The 17,260-nt window shown below is 57.7% G+C and carries 15 protein-coding genes; 10 read left to right on the top strand and 5 right to left on the bottom strand.

All coding sequences use genetic code 11. The features are described from left to right. Window positions 1-269, top strand: a 269-nt coding sequence (locus ACFO3S_RS08900; protein ID WP_378094519.1) for an IS3 family transposase, incomplete at its 5' end; no start/stop codon positions are given. Window positions 270-723: 454 nt separating this feature from the next. Here ACFO3S_RS08900 and ACFO3S_RS08895 read toward each other — a convergent pair. Then, window positions 724-1,884: a DUF3900 domain-containing protein gene (locus tag ACFO3S_RS08895; RefSeq protein WP_378094517.1), complete on the bottom strand. Its 1,161-nt coding sequence runs from the start codon at window positions 1,882-1,884 to the stop codon at window positions 724-726. A gap of 181 nt (window positions 1,885-2,065) precedes the next feature. On the opposite strand from ACFO3S_RS08895, the gene ACFO3S_RS08890 reads away from it, so the two are divergent. The 9 genes from ACFO3S_RS08890 to ACFO3S_RS08850 all read left to right on the top strand — a co-directional run bounded on the left by ACFO3S_RS08890 (window position 2,066) and on the right by ACFO3S_RS08850 (window position 14,445). Further along, complete coding sequence (locus ACFO3S_RS08890; protein WP_378094515.1) at window positions 2,066-4,036, top strand: dihydroorotate dehydrogenase; 1,971 nt, start codon at window positions 2,066-2,068, stop codon at window positions 4,034-4,036. Between the two features lie 133 nt (window positions 4,037-4,169). Further along, entirely contained in the window at window positions 4,170-4,817 is a 648-nt protein-coding gene (locus ACFO3S_RS08885; protein WP_378094513.1) for a hypothetical protein, read from the top strand. A gap of 103 nt (window positions 4,818-4,920) precedes the next feature. After that, on the top strand, window positions 4,921-5,064 hold the full coding sequence (locus tag ACFO3S_RS08880) for a DUF4023 family protein (protein WP_378094511.1): 144 nt from the start codon (window positions 4,921-4,923) through the stop codon (window positions 5,062-5,064). Window positions 5,065-5,299: 235 nt separating this feature from the next. Continuing rightward, window positions 5,300-7,150 (top strand): cache domain-containing sensor histidine kinase, encoded by a 1,851-nt coding sequence (locus ACFO3S_RS08875; protein WP_378094509.1) that lies wholly within the window; start codon window positions 5,300-5,302, stop codon window positions 7,148-7,150. Then, complete coding sequence (locus tag ACFO3S_RS08870) at window positions 7,147-8,643, top strand: response regulator transcription factor (RefSeq protein ID WP_378094507.1); 1,497 nt, start codon at window positions 7,147-7,149, stop codon at window positions 8,641-8,643. The genes ACFO3S_RS08875 and ACFO3S_RS08870 overlap by 4 nt, the downstream gene beginning before the upstream one ends. A gap of 72 nt (window positions 8,644-8,715) precedes the next feature. Continuing rightward, entirely contained in the window at window positions 8,716-10,002 is a 1,287-nt protein-coding gene (locus ACFO3S_RS08865; RefSeq protein WP_378094505.1) for an ABC transporter substrate-binding protein, read from the top strand. A 78-nt stretch (window positions 10,003-10,080) separates the two neighbouring features. Continuing rightward, complete coding sequence (locus ACFO3S_RS08860; RefSeq protein WP_378094503.1) at window positions 10,081-10,953, top strand: carbohydrate ABC transporter permease; 873 nt, start codon at window positions 10,081-10,083, stop codon at window positions 10,951-10,953. Window position 10,954: 1 nt separating this feature from the next. After that, window positions 10,955-11,782 carry a carbohydrate ABC transporter permease gene (locus ACFO3S_RS08855; protein WP_378094501.1) on the top strand — a complete coding sequence of 276 codons (828 nt, stop codon included), beginning with the start codon at window positions 10,955-10,957 and terminating at the stop codon, window positions 11,780-11,782. A gap of 14 nt (window positions 11,783-11,796) precedes the next feature. Beyond that, window positions 11,797-14,445 (top strand): family 78 glycoside hydrolase catalytic domain, encoded by a 2,649-nt coding sequence (locus ACFO3S_RS08850; RefSeq protein ID WP_378094499.1) that lies wholly within the window; start codon window positions 11,797-11,799, stop codon window positions 14,443-14,445. Here ACFO3S_RS08850 and ACFO3S_RS08845 read toward each other — a convergent pair. The 4 genes from ACFO3S_RS08845 to ACFO3S_RS08830 all read right to left on the bottom strand — a co-directional run bounded on the left by ACFO3S_RS08845 (window position 14,440) and on the right by ACFO3S_RS08830 (window position 16,906). Then, window positions 14,440-15,264 carry a DUF4362 domain-containing protein gene (locus tag ACFO3S_RS08845; protein WP_378094497.1) on the bottom strand — a complete coding sequence of 275 codons (825 nt, stop codon included), beginning with the start codon at window positions 15,262-15,264 and terminating at the stop codon, window positions 14,440-14,442. The two genes, ACFO3S_RS08850 and ACFO3S_RS08845, sit on opposite strands and share 6 nt — an antisense overlap. A gap of 324 nt (window positions 15,265-15,588) precedes the next feature. Then, complete coding sequence (locus ACFO3S_RS08840) at window positions 15,589-15,939, bottom strand: DUF3243 domain-containing protein (protein WP_378094495.1); 351 nt, start codon at window positions 15,937-15,939, stop codon at window positions 15,589-15,591. A 200-nt stretch (window positions 15,940-16,139) separates the two neighbouring features. Beyond that, the gene (gene def, locus ACFO3S_RS08835; protein ID WP_378094493.1) at window positions 16,140-16,658 is read right to left on the bottom strand and encodes a peptide deformylase; all 519 of its coding nucleotides are present in this window, start codon (window positions 16,656-16,658) and stop codon (window positions 16,140-16,142) included. Between the two features lie 5 nt (window positions 16,659-16,663). Continuing rightward, window positions 16,664-16,906 carry a helix-turn-helix domain-containing protein gene (locus ACFO3S_RS08830; RefSeq protein WP_378094491.1) on the bottom strand — a complete coding sequence of 81 codons (243 nt, stop codon included), beginning with the start codon at window positions 16,904-16,906 and terminating at the stop codon, window positions 16,664-16,666. Window positions 16,907-17,260 lie beyond the last annotated feature (354 nt).

Genomic DNA, 17,260 nt, shown 5'->3' with positions numbered 1-17,260 from the left:
AAAATTACGGTGCCCGGCGCATGCTGCTGGCGCTGTCGCAAATAGACATCCACACCAGCTACAGCACCGTCTATCGCCTCATGAAGAAGCACGGGCTGCTGCAGAAAGCGAAGCGTCACCCGAACGGTATTACACGCGAGGATGCCGCAGCTCAAAAGAGCGAGAACCTGATCCAGAGAGACTTCAGCGCCTCGGCACCGAACCAAAAGTGGCTATCTATCGCGAAAGAATGCTGTCACAAGCAGCATAGCAACGTGATTTCTGTATGAGGGTGTTTTCAAACTGCACTTTTCTTGACAACTCCACCAACCCCGCGAGCCCCCCGCCAGCCCAGACCAACCTACGCACTCCGCTAACCCCGCCAGTCCAGGCCAACACACGCCAACACACTCGAGCCCCCGCCAGCCCACTAACGTAACGGTTGCCAGCGCCGCTAATTGTGCCCTTTTCGCAGTACGGAGGTTGTAACGGTTGCGGCAGCGGCTATTTCAGCCGAAAGCACGCGTTTTCGCTCGATAACCCCAAAATAAGCGCGGTGGCAACCGTTAGCTTTTCCTTTTTCGGGAAAACGATCGATTAAGCGCCACTGCAACCGTTAGACGGTGCCGGCCGGTTGCGCGCCTTCGATCGCATACGATCGGTCGCATACCATCGACCGTATGCCGTCGATCGCATACGACAACGGCTTAACCTGACAACATTGACCGCCCCCCCCCCCCCCCCCTAGTCCAGAGAAGGAGCCTCGCCGCTCGCGCGTCTGCGTACGCCGTTGCCGACGCGCTCGAGCACGTCCTGCATCTCTTCCGGATGAAGAAGCTCGATCGGCGACACGCCCTTCTCGAACTGGAACGAATCCCCTTCGATCAGAACGACGTACCGTCCGTTCATTCTGGCGATGTGGATGTTGTGGCCGTAGTCTTCCATATGCCCTTTGATCAGAATGTCGTCCAGCTTGAATCTGAGCTCCAGGTCCGGCTGCAGCTCCACCAGCTGCTTCGTGGCTTCCATGACGTGGTCGTGCGACCATTTTTCCTGAAGCTCCCGCTTCTCGCCCGCCGCCCAGACATCGAGTTGCTGCTTCTCCTGCCGGAGAGCCGCCGCTTCCTCCGTCACCGGCACGTCGGCGGCCTCCTCCTCCGCTCCCGCGTCATAGTACGGAATATCCGCCGCCTGCCACTTTGTCTCGATGTACTGGTTCACCATCTCCAGCACCTGATCGGCCACGATTTCCGGCTTCGACTTTTCGTAGCTGACGTATTTCAGGAAATCCTCGAAATACCGCGCGTGGGAGGCCTGATGGATCTTCAGCTCCCATTCCTCGATCATGCCCTCCTCGGGCATGTGCGGATACTGGATCGCCTTGATGTTTTTGGCGTTGATCGCCATCTCCACCTGCGTAATCAGGCTGCGCTCGTCGGATACTCGGGCGATTTTCGACTCGAAGTCGCACTTGAACAGAAACAGGAACGGGTCGTCGTACAGCTCGTTCAGCTTCGCCGTCGCCAGGACGAACGCGCCTCCCCGCACCGAGTTGGTATCCATGTACAGACGAAGCACGTCATCGCTGAAGTTGTGGAATTCCGTCTTGTCGACGGCAGTCCTGAGTCGTTGGAACAGGTTGTAGTTCGGGTTGCTCGTCAAGTCGTGCCCCGGTTCCACGATAAACCTGCCAATCTTCGTCGGCACGTTCTCGGACGCCGCGTTGACCTCGGCCTTCCGCTTGGCGATTCGCTTAAACTCTCCGTCGAGGAACGCCTTCAGCTCGCTGTCCTGGTACTCCTCGTGCGTCAGCGTTTGATAATGCTTATATCTCTTAGGGCCGTCCGGATCGGAGCCCTCGTGATGAATGACGAAGAACGATAAAAACTGCACGGAGAATTTCATATTGGACGCCGGTCTCCCATCGCTCGAATAGAATCGCAATAACCTATAGGCATCTTATCAGGTTCGATATCGGACGACAACCATCGGCGGTTGCCCGGCCTCTCGGTCTCCGCGGCTTCGCCCGCCCCTCCTTCCGGTTATGGTATACTTTTGCTGACTAGATTAAGGGAGTGGTCATGGCGTGCCGGATTGGTCTTATCACACTTTGTTTAAGCCCGTCCTGTCCAGGCTGCCGTCCCGCGCCGCGCGCAGCTTTACGCTGGGGGCGATGGGGCGAATCAGCCGCATTCCGGGCGGAACGTTCCTGATCAAGACGCTTGGGCATATGGAGCCTTCTCCCCTGCTGCGGGACCGGATTTCGGGCTTGCCGATCCAGACTCCTCTGGGCTTGTCCGGGAGCGCGGATCCTTCCGGGATCGCCCATCGGGCGCTGTCGCAATTCGGCTTCGGCTTTATCGAAGTCGGTCCGGTTACGGTGCGTCCGATCGTCAGCAACGCTCCGATCCGCAGCGATCGAGCCTCCGGAACGATCGTCTACCCGGACGAATACGAGAATCCCGGGTTTGTTCGAGCGCTCCGGATGCTGGAGGAGGCCAAGGACGGGCTGCCCCGCTGGGTCCGCATTGCCCCGGAGCCGGAAGCCTCGCCCGATCAAGCGGTCGCGCAGCTGCGTTTGCTCGCCGACGCCTTCTCTCTGGCGAATGCTTCGGGGTTATACGTCGAAGCGCTGTCGGCGGACCGGTCGACGGAGGACAATCTGGCGCAGCTCGAACAAATCGACGCCTGCATCCGCGGCTTGACCGCCGAGCGTGCTCCGCTGTTTTTCCTGTACGTTCCGTTAGACTTCCCGAATTCGCAGCTGAAGCCGATGCTGTCGGCCCTCGATCGCAGGCTGTGGAGCGGCTGCGCCATCGGCGGCGCCTGGCGGACGTCCGACGGCGCCGTTCGGGTTGGAGCGGGGGGCAAGGAGGCCGCGCTGGAGAAAATCAAGATCATCCGTGAGGAGCTCCCGGTCGGCAGCTGGACGATCCATACGGCTGCCGGCATCCACGAGCCGCAGGACGCCGTCGACGCGCTTCGCGCCGGAGCGGATCATCTGCTCCTGAACAGCGGGCTCGTTCATTCGGGCCCGGGGCTGCCGAAAAGAATCAACGAAGCGATCATTCATGAACGCATAGCCGATCAACCGACGCCCGCGCCCCCGTCCTTCTGGAAGCACTGGGGATGGATGTGTCTGCTCGGATTGGGGATGATCGTCGGCGGCATCGTCGCGTGGCTTATTGCGGAATCTTCGGTGCTGCTGCCCTATGACGAACAGTATTTGGGCATGACGCGAGACGAGATCGGCCGGATCAACGAGCATCTGCTGCACTTTATGTCTCACGACCGAATTACGCTGGCGGGAACGATGATCTCCATCGGCATTCTCTATTATCGGCTCGGCCAATACGGAATGAGGTACGGTCAGCACTGGGCGCGAACGGCCGTTCTGACCTCCGGAGCCGTCGGCTTCCCGAGTTTTTTTCTGTACTTGGGCTACGGCTTCTTCGATCCGCTGCACGCCGCCGCAGCGGCCCTGCTGCTTCCGATGTTCCTGCTGTCGATGCGCCGCAATCCCGACCAGCCGTTCCGGGAGCCGGTTAATCTGCGCAACAGCCGGGAGTGGCGGCTCGGGCTGTGGGGACAGCTCCTCTTCGTCGCCCTGGGTTTGTCGCTCAGCATCGGAGGCCTCGTTATCGCGGGCGTCGGCGTGACGACCGTGTTCGTCCCTCAAGATCTGGCCTTCCTGGGCGTTGCCGCAGCGGAGCTTGATGCGGCCAATCCGCGCTTGATTCCGCTGATCGCCCATGACCGGGCGGGATTCGGCGGCGCCTTGTTCTCCAATGCCGTTATGCTGCTTGTTCTCTCTCTATGGGGAATCCGGCAAGGAGAGCGCTGGCTTTGGTGGACGCTTCTCGCGGGCGGAACGCCGGCCTTCGTCGCCGGCCTGAGCGTTCACTACAGCATCGGCTACGTCGATTTCGTTCATCTGCTGCCCGCTTATTTTGCGGCGGCGCTGTTCGCGGCCGGGCTCATCCTGCTCTATCCTTACCTCATGAGAGACGTCCGCGCTCCAAGCGAGACGGCGGAGCGGCGCATGACCGTCACGTGACCAAAAGCATGACGGCGGTAACTTACCGCCGTTACGGGAACAAACTATAATACTCCTCGACGGATCCGATCGAAGCCTGGGCCGTGCACGGTCCAGGCTTCCCGAATCAGATATCAAAGGAGATTCCCCGAACATGAAAAAAACCGCCCGTTTCCTGACCGCCGCCGCGCTTGCCTGCGCCTTGACGGTTCCCTCGCTTGCCTATGCCGCCGAGAGCAATTCTTCATCCAGCGCTCTGAAGGCCTCCGTTCAGACGGAAGGCGACTATGCCGCCGTCCAGATCGAGAAGCAAGTGTACGTGTACGACAAGAACGGCCCGCTGTACCAGACGAAAGGCAAGGACCGCATCGGCGAACTCCAGGACCTGTTCGTGCTCCCGTACGGTCCGATGCAGGTTCCGATGATCCTGATCAAGAACGACAAGAACGGCTATATGGTGTTCAGCGATCTCTGGCCGGAATTCGCCGCAGGCAAGGAGCAGGATGCGGTCGACGCTTATTTCAGCGGACGCGTTCACGCCGCCCCCCGCGACAAGATCGTCAGCAGAACCGGACATCATTACGCCGAGAGAATCGGCGACGAGATCGTCGCCTATACCGCCAACGATTTTACGGATTTGACCAAGGGCTTCCACGAATCGATTCGGGTAGAAGGAGAGCTTAGAGGCCTGATTTTGTTCGACTGCTGCCCTTACCTCGTCGTAGACGACGGCCAGGACACGCTTTCCGTTTATCATGCGGGAGAGAACGGCGCCGAGCTGGCCGGCTCTATCGAGTTCTAGAAATGCCGAAAGGGAGGCCTCTAGCCTCCCTTTCGTATTCTCTCCGCGCTTGTTGGGCATCGTATAACGGAAATTCGCATTCCAAGGAGGCCTCCTGCTTCGCATGGACGACACGCACGAATTCGTCGAGAAATTGCACGATACCCAAGACAAGGACCGCAGGAACCGCAAACGTCAAACCAAGGGCAGCGGCGGAGAAAGCAGCGGCAAGCATCTGCCGGGCAAGCAGCATAGCACGAACAAGTGACTTTTCCCCGACCTCGCGAATGAGCCCCCCGCCTTTCAGGCAGAGGGGCTTTTCGGGTTTTCCAGCATTTGCAAGCAGCGCAAGTCCATCGGCCCCTATACGTCATTCCCGGCTTGGATTATGATAAATGAGCAAATTCCCTCTTATCCGAATAGGAAGGATGGATTTACAATGCAGAGGAAGCCGACCGCATCCGCATATGGACGGCGGTCTTCCGGAAGGACTGAATGGGGCAATGGCAAGTTGGGCAGATTGGCGTCTGAAAAATAAAATATCGGCGGCCCTATCGGTTGTTTTTTTAATCAGCCTGATTGTGATCGGCACGTTGGTCTATTTGAAAATGAGCAAGGATTACAAAAATCGGACCGAGGATCTGATGGACACGACCATCCGACAGATGATTAAGACCGTAGACGTTCATATGACGAATATCGAAAGACTGTCCATTTCGATGTTAAGCGATCCTATTATCCAGAGGGTATTAAATAAACCGTCTGTGCTGGGCTCGCAGGAGGACGTCAACGAATTAAATTACCGCATGCTGCTGTTGTCGTCCCCGTGGCCGTTCATCCAGGGCGTATACATTTACGCCGAAGACGGACGGGTCTTCAGTCTCTCGAACGGGGACAGCCCCCGTCCCGGATTTTCCGTCCGCGAAGAGCCCTGGTATGAAGTCATGTCCGGGAACGGCGCTCCGGTCCTGCTCTATATGCCGACCGGCCGGGAGACGACCCCGATGCTGAAGCCGCGTCAGGTGTTTTCGCTCGTCAGACCGATTAACGACGTAGAGTCCGGCAAAAGACTGGCCTTCATGAAGCTCGATCTGCAGATCGAGCTGTTCCAGGCCGTGATCGGGAACGAATACCCCCTCGACAAAAAAATCGCCCCGCGATATGTGGTCCTTCAGGACCGCCATGTCATGTTCGACAATCGCGGGCAGCTCACCGGCCGCGAATTGGACGCGGACGCGCTTGAGGGGCTGGCCGATTCGTCCGGCATCCTCCAATGGGACGGGGAACGCTATCTCTACGCCGCCGCCTCGTCGTCCAACACCAAATGGCGGACGGTATCCATTCTTCCCTATACGGAAGCGATCAAGGAGTCTATTAAAATCAGAAATATGCTGATGTGGCTGGGCGCCGTATTTCTGGTTATTGTCTCCGCATGCTCCTACTACCTGGTTTCCGGCATGATCAAGCCCTTGTCCAGAGTCATGGTCAGCATGAAACGGGTCGAGATGGGAGATTTTAAAGTTCGTTTGCTCGAAAAAGGCAATCGGGATGAAATCAGCCAGCTTTCGCGCATTTTCAATATTATGCTGGAAAGCGTGGATCATCTGTTCCATCGGGTATACCAGTCCGAATTGCGCGAGAAGGACTCCCAGCTTCAAGCGCTTCAAGCACAGATCAATCCCCACATGCTGTTCAATACGCTCAACATTATGAAAGCGCTTTGCCGCAAGCGCGGGCTTGCGGACGTGAGCCTGATGATCGGCTCATTGGCGGATTTGTTCCGCTACAGCCTGAAGGACTGGAAGCGAACGGTTTCCTTGGGCGAGGAGTTGGACTACATTCAAAATTACATGCGCATTCAGGAGCTGCGTTTCTCGGACAAGCTGATCTTCCGCTGCCATGTGCCCGAACCGCTGCTGGCGTGCCGCATAGCCAGGCTGACTCTCCAACCCCTGGTTGAAAACGCGGTGATCTACGGAGTCGAACAAAGCCTGGAAGCGTGCGCGGTCGAAATCCGGGCCGAGCGGGGAATCGTTCGAAGCGAGAGCGAGGGACTCGACCTTCGGGCGATTCTGATCGAGGTGTCCGATACGGGTCCGGGAATTTCGGAGGAACGGCTGGCGGACCTCCGAAGCCGGCTCGAGAAGAGTCCGGAGGACGAAAGTCCGAATAGCCGGAACGGCAAAGCCGAAGGATTGGGCATCGGCCTGGTCAACGTGCAGCGCAGAGTGCGGCTTCTGTTCGGTGAGCCGTTCGGAATCCGGGTCGACGGCGCCCCGGACCGAGGCTTTCGGGTGAGGCTTGCTGTGCCGGACGATACGATAAGGCTGGATCAGGAGGAACAACCATCATGAATATATTCGTCGCGGAAGATGAAGCGATGGCGCTGGAAGAAATCAAGCTGCTTCTTGAGCCCTACCTGTCCGACCATCGGGTGCATCCCGTATCTGACGCTTTTAAGGCTCTGGAGCTTTGCCGCAAGGTCCGTCCGGATCTTCTGATTACCGATATCCGCATGCCCAAGATGGACGGACTGGAGCTCATCGCGGCGCTGAAGCCGCAGTTCCCCGATATGGCCGCCATCCTGATTAGCGGATACGACGATTTTGCCTACGCCCGCCAAGGCATGCAGTTGGGAGTAAAGGAGTACTTGCTGAAGCCGCTGAAGGAAGAGGCCCTTTTTCAGGCGGTTGACCGTACGCTTCTCGAGCTTCGCGAAGAGAGGGACAAAAATCGAAGGCTGAGCGATTGGATGCTGATGCGCGAGCTTCTGGGACAAACCGTCGACCAGGAAGAGCGCATGACCGGGGAATATGGCGTTATCGTGGTGTCCGCCTTGAGAAATCGGGATACTGCGGATGGCCGGATGCTTGAAGGAAGAGAAGAACGGCCGGAGGGTCTTCCTTCCGGCACCCGAAGCGTCTTTCCCGATGCGCAAACGCAATGCGCGATCATTCCGTGCCCGTCCAGGGAATCGGTACTGCACGGAGCTGCCGATTGGGCAAGAGGCATACACGAGGCCGCCAAGCGGCAATGCCCCTTCGTGCATACGACCTACCAGGTGAAGGAGGCTGGCGAAGCTCTGTTTTCCGCCTACGGGCACGCGCTCGAACGCATCGGACGGCAGATGAGGCTGGAGGACAGTACGCTGACCGACCCGCTGTATCAGGCTGTCCCCGCCGATCTCGCTTCGGTTTGGGATAAGGCCAGAATGCTTGAGATCTATCTGACCAAAAGGGAACTGCGAAAAGCGCGGGACGAGCTGAACGCGATCCTGCAGGAGCTTCGGCTCCGCAGCGTCACGATGAAGGATTTGACCGTTTTCCTTACGGATATGCTGATTGCTCTGCAGTTCAGCCTAACCCGCTCCCTCGGATCCAAGATCGCCGAGCACCACGAAATTTCGGCGGCCGTCGGGAGTTCCTTCTCCTATGCGGAGCTGGGAGATTGGCTGGAGCGCAAGCTCGCCGGTTACGTCAACCGGTTAGGGACCAGCCATCTGGATGCGCGCGAGCTTGTACAGCTGCTGATGCATCGGGTCAAGCACGCGTTCGAGGCTCCCGACTCCTTGCAGCAGTTCGCCAAGGATCACCATGTCAGCGTCGGGTATTTGTCCAGAGTGTTCAAGAACGAGCTGGGCGTCAACTTTTCCGATTACTTGCTGGAAATTCGAATGGAACGGGCCCGATCGCTGCTGGAGACCGGCACTTTAAGCCTGTCGGACATAAGCCGACGCATCGGCTACGAGGATCCCAAGTATTTCAGTCAGCTTTTCAAGAAAACGTACGGAATAACTCCCAGCGAATACGGCAAACAGAAAAAAAATTCCCCCCGGAATGGAAAATAAGCAGGACTTCAAGCGCGGGCTTTATCCGCAATAATAGGATTGCGTTCAAGTCAAAAGGGAGGATCACAGAAAATGAGACAACATCGACGTTTCACCGGAAAAGCCGCGCTCCTGCTTGTCGCGCTGCTGGCGCTGACGGCCACGGCCTGCGGCTCAAAGGAAGAAAAGAAAGCCGCGGCTCCCGGAGAGCAAAAGGAGCAGGTGGTGCTCAACATGTATATGGCGAACACCTCCGATACGACCTATATGCCGGAGGTCAACCGCCGGTTCGAAGAGGAAAACCCGGGAATCCGGATCGAGCTGCAGACCGCTCCCGTGGATCAGTTTGAAACCGTCATCAAAACGAAGCTCGCTTCCGGCGACGCTCCGGACATCTTCACCATCTTCGCCGGTACGAAAAAGGATTCGCTGGTGAAGGCCGGCTACTTGATGGATTTGAGCGATCAGCCCTGGGTGGCGAGATTGACGGATACCGCCAGGGAGACGGCCAGCAAAGACGGCAAGGTATACGGCCTGCCCAACCGGCAAAATCTGATCGGCGTCATCTACAACAAAAAAATATTCAATGACCTCGGCATCGCCGTACCGACCAACTGGGACGAGTTTCTGGCGGCGAGCCGCAAAATCAAAGATTCCGGCGTCGTTCCGCTCGGCCTCGGGTTAAAGGATCAATTCGTCACGCAAATGATTCCCTACGCGATGGCGCCGTCCGCCATCTATCGGGACAACCCGGATTTCGACAAGAACATGTACGCCGGCACGCAGCAGTTCACCGGCTCCGCCTGGGAGCAAATGATGCAGGATTATATGGCGCTGAACGAAAAGGGCTTTTTCAACAGCGACGTATTGGGCACCTCGAACGATCAGGCGATGCAGATGTTCGCTTCGGAGAAGGTGGCCATGACGGTAACGCTGCACGGACGCATCGCCGCGATCAAGGAAGCCAATCCGAACCTCGAGCTGGGCATGTTCCCGCTTCCGTACACGAAAGCCGGTGAGAGCGTCTGGGTATCGTCGATGCCGTCCCTGTTCGGCGGCGTCTATGCCAAAACCAAGCATCCCGAGGAAGCCAAGAAGTACATGGAGTTCCTTACGCGGCCGGAAATCGCCCAATTTTACTTGAGCTCGGTCAATTCGTTCCCGGCGTTTACGGATGTGACGGTCGATCTCGATCCGGCCCTGAAGGAGATGGAAGAAGCGTTGAAGGTCGGAAGCTATTACTTCCTGGACGCCGTATGGCCGAATACCGTTCAACTGGTCATGCAGCAGCAGATTCAGAGCGTCTTTGCGGGACGCCCGATACCGGATATGCTCAAAGCCATGGACAAAGCTTTCCAGGACGGAGCCTCCATGCAATAACGACTCGCGCATACGTTTCGAAGCCGGGCGCAGCCATGCGTCCGGCATTTTATTAGAACCATTTTAGGAGGGAACATTTTGAAGAGATTCGGGACCGACATCACGTTTATTCTTCCGGCCTTTGCGGTCTTCACCTTGTTTCTGGTCGTCCCGGTCCTAAGCGGTTTTTACTACAGCTTGACCGACTGGAACGGACTGAACCCGGAAACGCGCTTCATCGGATTAGACAATTACATTAGGTTATTCAACGATTCCGATGTCGGGAACGCGATCCGCAATACGCTGCTCATCGCCGTCTGCCTGACGATCGTCAAGAACGCGCTGGGCTTGACGCTGGCGCTCGGAATGCAGGGAACGGGCAAAATCCAACGGATCATGCGGGTCTGGTATCTGGTTCCGGTCATGCTGAGCGCTCTGGCGATCGGATACATCTGGGCTTATGTGTACAGCCCCTCCGACGGAGTCCTCAATACGCTTCTGGAGGCTTTCGGACTGGACGGACTTGCCCGGGATTGGCTGGGCGACAGCCGGCTTTCCATATATAGCGTCATCTTCGTCAGCGTCTGGCATTTCGTCGGATTTACGATGATCATTTACGTCGCCGGGCTCCAGTCCGTTCCTTCGGACGTGTACGAAGCGGCTTACCTGGACGGGGCCGGAAAATGGAGCATGTTCAAGAATGTCACCTTTCCGCTTATCGCTCCCTCCTTTACGGTGAATATCGTGGTCAACATGATTGTTGGCATCAAGGTTTTCGACACGATCTTCGTCATGACGAACGGAGGGCCCGGCACCTCGACCGAAAATCTGTCCATCCTGCTGTACAGGCAAGCCTTTGCCTTCGATCGAATGGGATACGCCAGCTCGATCGCCGTCATCATGTTCATGATCATTCTGGTTTTCTCCATGATACAGATTTTCGCATTAAGAAAAAGGGAGGTCGAGCACTGACATGGCGCTTCGCGAACGCAACGGTTGGTTGTTGTCCCTGATTCTCGCTCTATGGGCCGTCATCGTGCTCGTTCCGATTCTGATCGCCCTCTTCGTCGCGCTGAAGACGCCGGAACAGCTCCTGGGCGGCCCCTTGAGCCTGCCGTCCTCCTTCGAATGGTCGAACTTCTCGGAGGCTTGGAAAAAGGGGTTAATGGGAACTTCGCTCGTCAACAGCGTCGTTATCTCGGTCTCCTCCGTCATCCTGATCATCCTGCTGAGCTCGGCTGCTGCCTATCCGCTGTCGCGCCGCAAGAAAAAATGGGCGACCGCCACTTATCTGTACTTTCTGTCCGGCATGATGATTCCGTTCCAAATGACGATGATTCCCTTATACAAGCTGCTAAGTCAGCTGAACCTGATCGGCAAATTCGCAGGCCCTGTGCTCATTTACATTGCGCTCGGACTGCCGTTCTCCGTGTTCCTGTACACCGCTTTCTACAAGTCCATCCCGCAGGAAATCGAGGAATCGGCGCTGATCGACGGCTGCGGCCCTTATCGGACGTTCGGGTCCATTTTATTTCCGCTCCTGAAGCCGGTCACATCCACGCTGCTCATTATGAACACGCTGACGATCTGGAACGATTTTTTCGTGCCGCTGCTGTTCCTTCAGAGCAAAAGCTCCCGAACGATTCCGCTTTCCATTTATTCCTTCACAGGGGAATTCGTTAATCAGTGGAACCTGATTTTTGCCGCCGTCATCATCGGCTCGCTGCCGCTCGTTCTGCTGTTCCTTGTGCTGCAGAAGCAATTCGTGCAGGGCATTGCAAGCGGAGCGGTTAAAGGATGAAGGGAGGCGGGAGCATGGACGACCATTCGCCGGCCGCCGGCGGACCGGATGACGGGCGGACCGCAGTTGCCGATCTTAGGCTGGAAAATCGCGTCAATCCGCTTGGAATCGATCGTTTGCGTCCGCGTTTTAGTTGGAAGCTGCATGCGGACAGGCGCAATATCCGGCAATCGGCGTACCGGATTGTCGTAGGCATTGAAGGCTTGTTTCCGGAAACGGCTGTTTGGGACAGCGGAAAGATCGAATCGGATCAATCGGTTTTCGTGCCTTACGAAGGTCCGCCCCTGCAGTCTAGAGTTCGTTATTGCTGGAGGGTGAAGGTTTGGGACGAACGAGGGATCGAATCGTTGTGGAGCGAATGCGCGTGGTGGGAGATGGGGCTGCTTTCTCCCGCGGACTGGACGGCCCAATGGATCGAGCCTGAACAGGTCAACGCCTCCGAGGAGCAGCTGCAGCCGGCCCCTCTGCTCCGACGGGAATTCACGGTCCGGGAAACGGTAAAGAAAGCCCGGATCTATGCCACGGCTCGCGGACTTTATCAGCTCGAGCTCAACGGGAGCAAGGTCGGCGATCAGGAGCTTGCCCCGGAGTTCAGCTCCTACGAGAACTGCCTGCAGTATCAGACGTACGACGTGACGAAGCTGGTGCGCGTCGGCGCGAACGCGCTGGGCGCCATGCTCGGCGACGGATGGCACGCAGGCCGAATCGGGCTGACGGGCGATTGCTGCAGCTACGGCGACCGCCTTTCCTTGCTGCTCCAGCTGGAGATCGAGACCGTCGGCGGCAGCGTCATGACGATACCCAGCGACGAGCAGTTCCGTTGTTCTTTCGGTGAAATCGTCTACTCGGATTTGTTTATCGGGGAAATGACGGATGCGCGCTTGCGGCAGGACGGCTGGAGCGAACCGGGCTTCGACGATTCGAATTGGGCGCAGGCAGCGCCTGTTCCCTTCGGATATGACCATCTTACCGCTCAATACGCGGAGCCGGTGCGCGCCGTCGCCGCCATACGCCCTCTGCGGATCGTCGAGTCTCCGAAGGGCGAAACGATCATCGATTTGGGTCAGAATATCGCAGGCCGAATGAGATTTCGAGCTTCCGGACCGGCCGGGACGAGAATCGTCTTGGAGCATGGAGAGATCCTGGACGAGCAGGGCAACTTCCGCAATAATATTATCGGCAAAAACAAGGATCAGAAGGACATTTTTATTTTGCGCGGCGACGCCTCGGAGGAGTTCGAGCCCCGGTTTACTTACCACGGCTTTCGTTACGTCAAGATAACGGGGTATCCGGGAGTTCTGGATCCGAACGACTTTACCGGCATCGTGATCGGTTCCGACCTTCGTCCCTCGGGCAGCTTCGAATGCTCCGACAGCCGGATTAATCGGCTGCAGGCCAACATCGTCTGGAGCCAACGATCCAACATGGTCTCGATTCCGACCGACTGCCCGCAGCGGGAGAAGGCCGGGTGGCTGGGGGACATCCAGGCGTTCGCTCCTACCTCCTGCTTTAATATGGAGATGTACGCCTTTCTGAGCGGCTGGCTGCGCAACGTCCGATTCGAACAGCTCAAAGACGGCCGGATCCCCAGCGTGGTTCCTTTTACGGAGGGCTTCAAGCGCTTCTTGAAGCAGCCTTACGGTTATTCGTCAGCGGGCTGGGGAGACGCCATCGTCATCCTCCCTTGGGTCCTTTACCGCCAGTATGGCGATTTGCAGGTGCTTCGCGACAATTACGAGGCCATGAAAAAGTGGCTGGAGTTCATACGAAGCGAGGCTCCGGAAGAGGTGTGGGAGCCGGCCGGACTGCACTTTGGGGATTGGCTGATCCCTAGCCTGAGCATGGGGGACGGCGAGAAAGCGATCGATATGCGCAAAAGCGCCTACCTGACCGCAGAATTGGTGTCCACTTGCTTCTATGCGCATTCGGCGCGTCTTCTTGCCGACATCGCAGAGCTTCTGGGCAAGGCCGACGACGCGCTTCATTACAGACGCCTGAATCGGCGCATTCGGCAAGCTTTCGCCAAAAGGTACGTACGGGAGGACGGCCTGCTGACCGCCCACTTCCAAGGAATTTATGTACTGGCGCTGCACATGGATATGCTGCCGGACCGGCTTCGGGACAAGGCGGTCGACCATTTGGTTGCGCTGATCAGGGGCAACGGCTGGAAGCTGGATACCGGCTTCGTGTCGGTGCCTTACCTGCTCGACGTGCTGTGCGACAACGATCGGCAGCCTGTCGCCTATCGGTTGCTGCTGCAAACCGAGTGCCCCTCCTGGCTCTACGCGGTGGAGAAGGGCGCAACCACGATCTGGGAAGCTTGGCAGGCCATTCTGCCCGATGGCCGGGCGACAAACGTATCCTACAATCACTATGCGCTGGGATGCGTAGGAGACTGGCTTTACCGCCGCCTGGGCGGGATCGACAAGCTGGAGCCCGGTTATCGGCACATCCTCATCGATCCCGACACGAAGAGCGGCTTCTCGTTCGCCAAAGCCTCCTACGAGTCGGTCTACGGAACGATTTGCTCGGCATGGGAAAGAAACGGGGACATGATCCGGCTGTCCGTAGAAATTCCGGCGAATACCCGGGCGACCGTGGTCCTGCCTGACGGCCAACGGATCGTCGGCAGCGGGCGACACGAGTTTCACTATAACTTATAACACTTCCAGCACGATACGCGGCTGTTCGCTGCCGCACTTGGACAACGTGTAGCGACCGCCGTCCTGCTCCAGATTTTTGCAGTAATCGATCGATCTCTTCGGCACCCCGAAAGCGTCCATCGTGTTGTCGTACGTATACTGGATCGCCTGTCCGTCGAAAATGAAATCTTCGAAAATCGGATCCCCTTCGATTGTATAGGACGTCATATGCGCCTCGCTCGGATTCTCTGCCTGGACCTGCTCGACGAAATTCGTCCACTTGTCCAGGTTGGTCAGCTCGCCGTGCAGGTTCACGATGTCCCCGTTTGCGGAAGCTTGATCCGGCGTGTAGTCCAGCGACCGGATCAGCTCCCTTAACCGGTCGGTGTGCTCCTCCGTCAGCGTATATCCCGTTCCCGTATCCTCTACGTAAGTATATAAGCCTCTCGAGCCCGGCTGATAGCCCAGCCACAGATGAAAGCCCGCCTCGCCGTCTTCGCCGACGAACGACACGTCATACTCCGGCTTGCCGATATCCAGGACGCCTTCCATTTTCTCCGCGTCGCGGAACGCTTCCACGAACGCTTGTAGACTCTCCCCTGCCGGGAACTCGCCCAGCGGCGCCGGATACACGCTTCCGAACCGCTGCGAGCGGCTGACGACCGCCTGACCGAATTCCGCTTCCCCCCACTTTACAATTGCGATCTCCGTCTTCCTTTCCGGCGAGGCCGGATTCTCCTGCGTGCTCGGCATCGGCTCTCCCGCAGGCTTCGAAGCGCCGCAGCCCGACAAGAGCAGCAGAGCGGCAAGCGCCGCCGCTATCCCGTTCCTTTTCTTCATCAGCACGATCACCTCATTATTCAGACGCAGCGTTCGGCGGATAGGTTTCAGCTTCCCGGCGGCGGGACCGCCCCTATGAAACGTTGAAAGAGCACGCCTCCCCAACCGTCGGAAGGGGGGACCTGCTCTATTGGGTTACGTCTGTCGGGTTACGTCTGTCGGGTTACGTCTGTCGGGTTACGTCTGTCGGGTTACGTCTGTTACGTCTATCGGGTTACGTCTCGGGTTACGTCTATCGGGTTACGTCTATTGGGTTACTTCTGTCGGGTTACGTCTATTGGGTTACGTCTGTTGGGTTACGTCTGTCGGGTTACGTCTGTCGGGTTACTGCATCCGGGTACCTTGAGCCAGTCTCAACAGCATATGGGAGAGCGCATGCCTCTCCTCTTCCGTCCCGGCTTTCCACAGCTCCTGCAGCAGCAGTTCCTCGCTATTGCGGGGCTCCTCGTGGCTGGCCAGGTAGTCGGCGACCTTCTGCGCGATGACCGCCATCTGCTCCTCGCTCATGCCGATGCTTTCGGCCATGCGAATTCTTCGGTGAAGATAGCCTTTGAATTCCTCGAAATTCCTCAAGATACGGTCGCGTTCCGAAGGGTCGATTCTGGAAATGGCGTCCCCTACTTTGTCCGGCGCGATATCGCCGTCCTTGTCGACCACATGATTATGCTCAGACATTCGAAATCCTCCTTGCGCTTTTTGAATAGGCTTTAACATTGTTCCCTGTCCGCGTCCGTTCGAACCCGTTCATTGGAAAACGATGCCGAAGCCTTTAAGCGCAAGGCCAGCGGACATAAGCGGCGCCGATCTAAACCCGCTGGCGTTCCGTAACTCCCGATGATGGCCCGCCGAATGCCGCGCCGGCCCGAGAACCTCCGCTACAGTCCCTGGTTGGTCAGCTTGACGACGTCGAACAGAGGAATTTTATCCTGCGTCTGATCCGCGAACAACCAAGGCCCCTGAACATGATCGACGAACAGGATGCCGTTCAGATGATCGATCTCATGCTGAATGCACCGGGCGAGAAATCCTTCTCCCTCCAGCTCGACCGTCTCTCCCTGCCGGTTCATCGTCGTGATTTTGACGTAGTTTGCCCTTTTCACGAAGCCGTGATATCCGGGGTAAGACAGGCAAGCTTCCGCCCCTTCCTGCTCCCCGCTCGTCTCGATAATTTCCGGATTGATCAGCTCGATCAGCCCGCTGCCGCAATCCATGACGATCACCCGCCGCAAAATGCCGACCTGGGGCGCGGCCAGACCGGCTCGGCCTTCCGCTGCGTACAGCGTCTCGGCCATGTCGTCGAGCAGCTTGGAGATCTTCGGCGTCACCGCTTCGACCGGCTTCGCTTTCTTGCGCAAGATGGATTCCCCGAAAGGGACGATATGCAGTACGGACACTTTCGTTAAGCTCCCTTCGTTTGATCAGGAGAGGTATGGACCCACAGATCGCCGGGCGAGCACTCCAGCGCCGTGCACAGGGCGTCCAACGTCTCGCTCTTCATCTGCTTGGGCTGCCCGTTAATAAGCGCACTGATGGACGGCGCGGACAACCGGTATCCCGCTTTGTCCTGAAGCAGCCGCAGCAGCTGAGCGCCCGACCATACGCCTCTCTCCAGCATCACTTTGCGCAGCACCCACTCCAGCATATTCCGCGATCCCCTCTCCGGTAAAATCGTTATTTAACTAGCGCCTTAAAATATTAGGTAACACCTAATATATCATAGTGCCATGACGCCCACAAGAGTTCCGAAGGTTGATTGCGGAACTCAACTCCCCGGCACATCGGCTTGCAGCCAGAAAAGCGCCTTCGCGCCTCCCAGGCCCCGGACCAAGGCCAAAAAAGTGCCTTCGCGCTTCCCAGGCCGCGGAGCCAAGGCCAAAAAAGTGCCTTCGCGCCTCCCAGGCCCCGGACCAAGGCCAAAAAAGTGCCTTGGCGCCTCCCAGGCCCCGGACCAAGGCCAAAAAAGTGCCTTGGCGCTTCCCTAGCCGCGGACCAAGGC

It is taken from the genome of Cohnella hongkongensis, assembly GCF_042654645.1.
Classification (GTDB): Bacteria; Bacillota; Bacilli; order Paenibacillales; family Paenibacillaceae; genus Cohnella; species Cohnella hongkongensis.
Note: the sequence above shows the minus strand (reverse complement) of the source record. Positions and strands in the feature narration are given on the sequence as shown.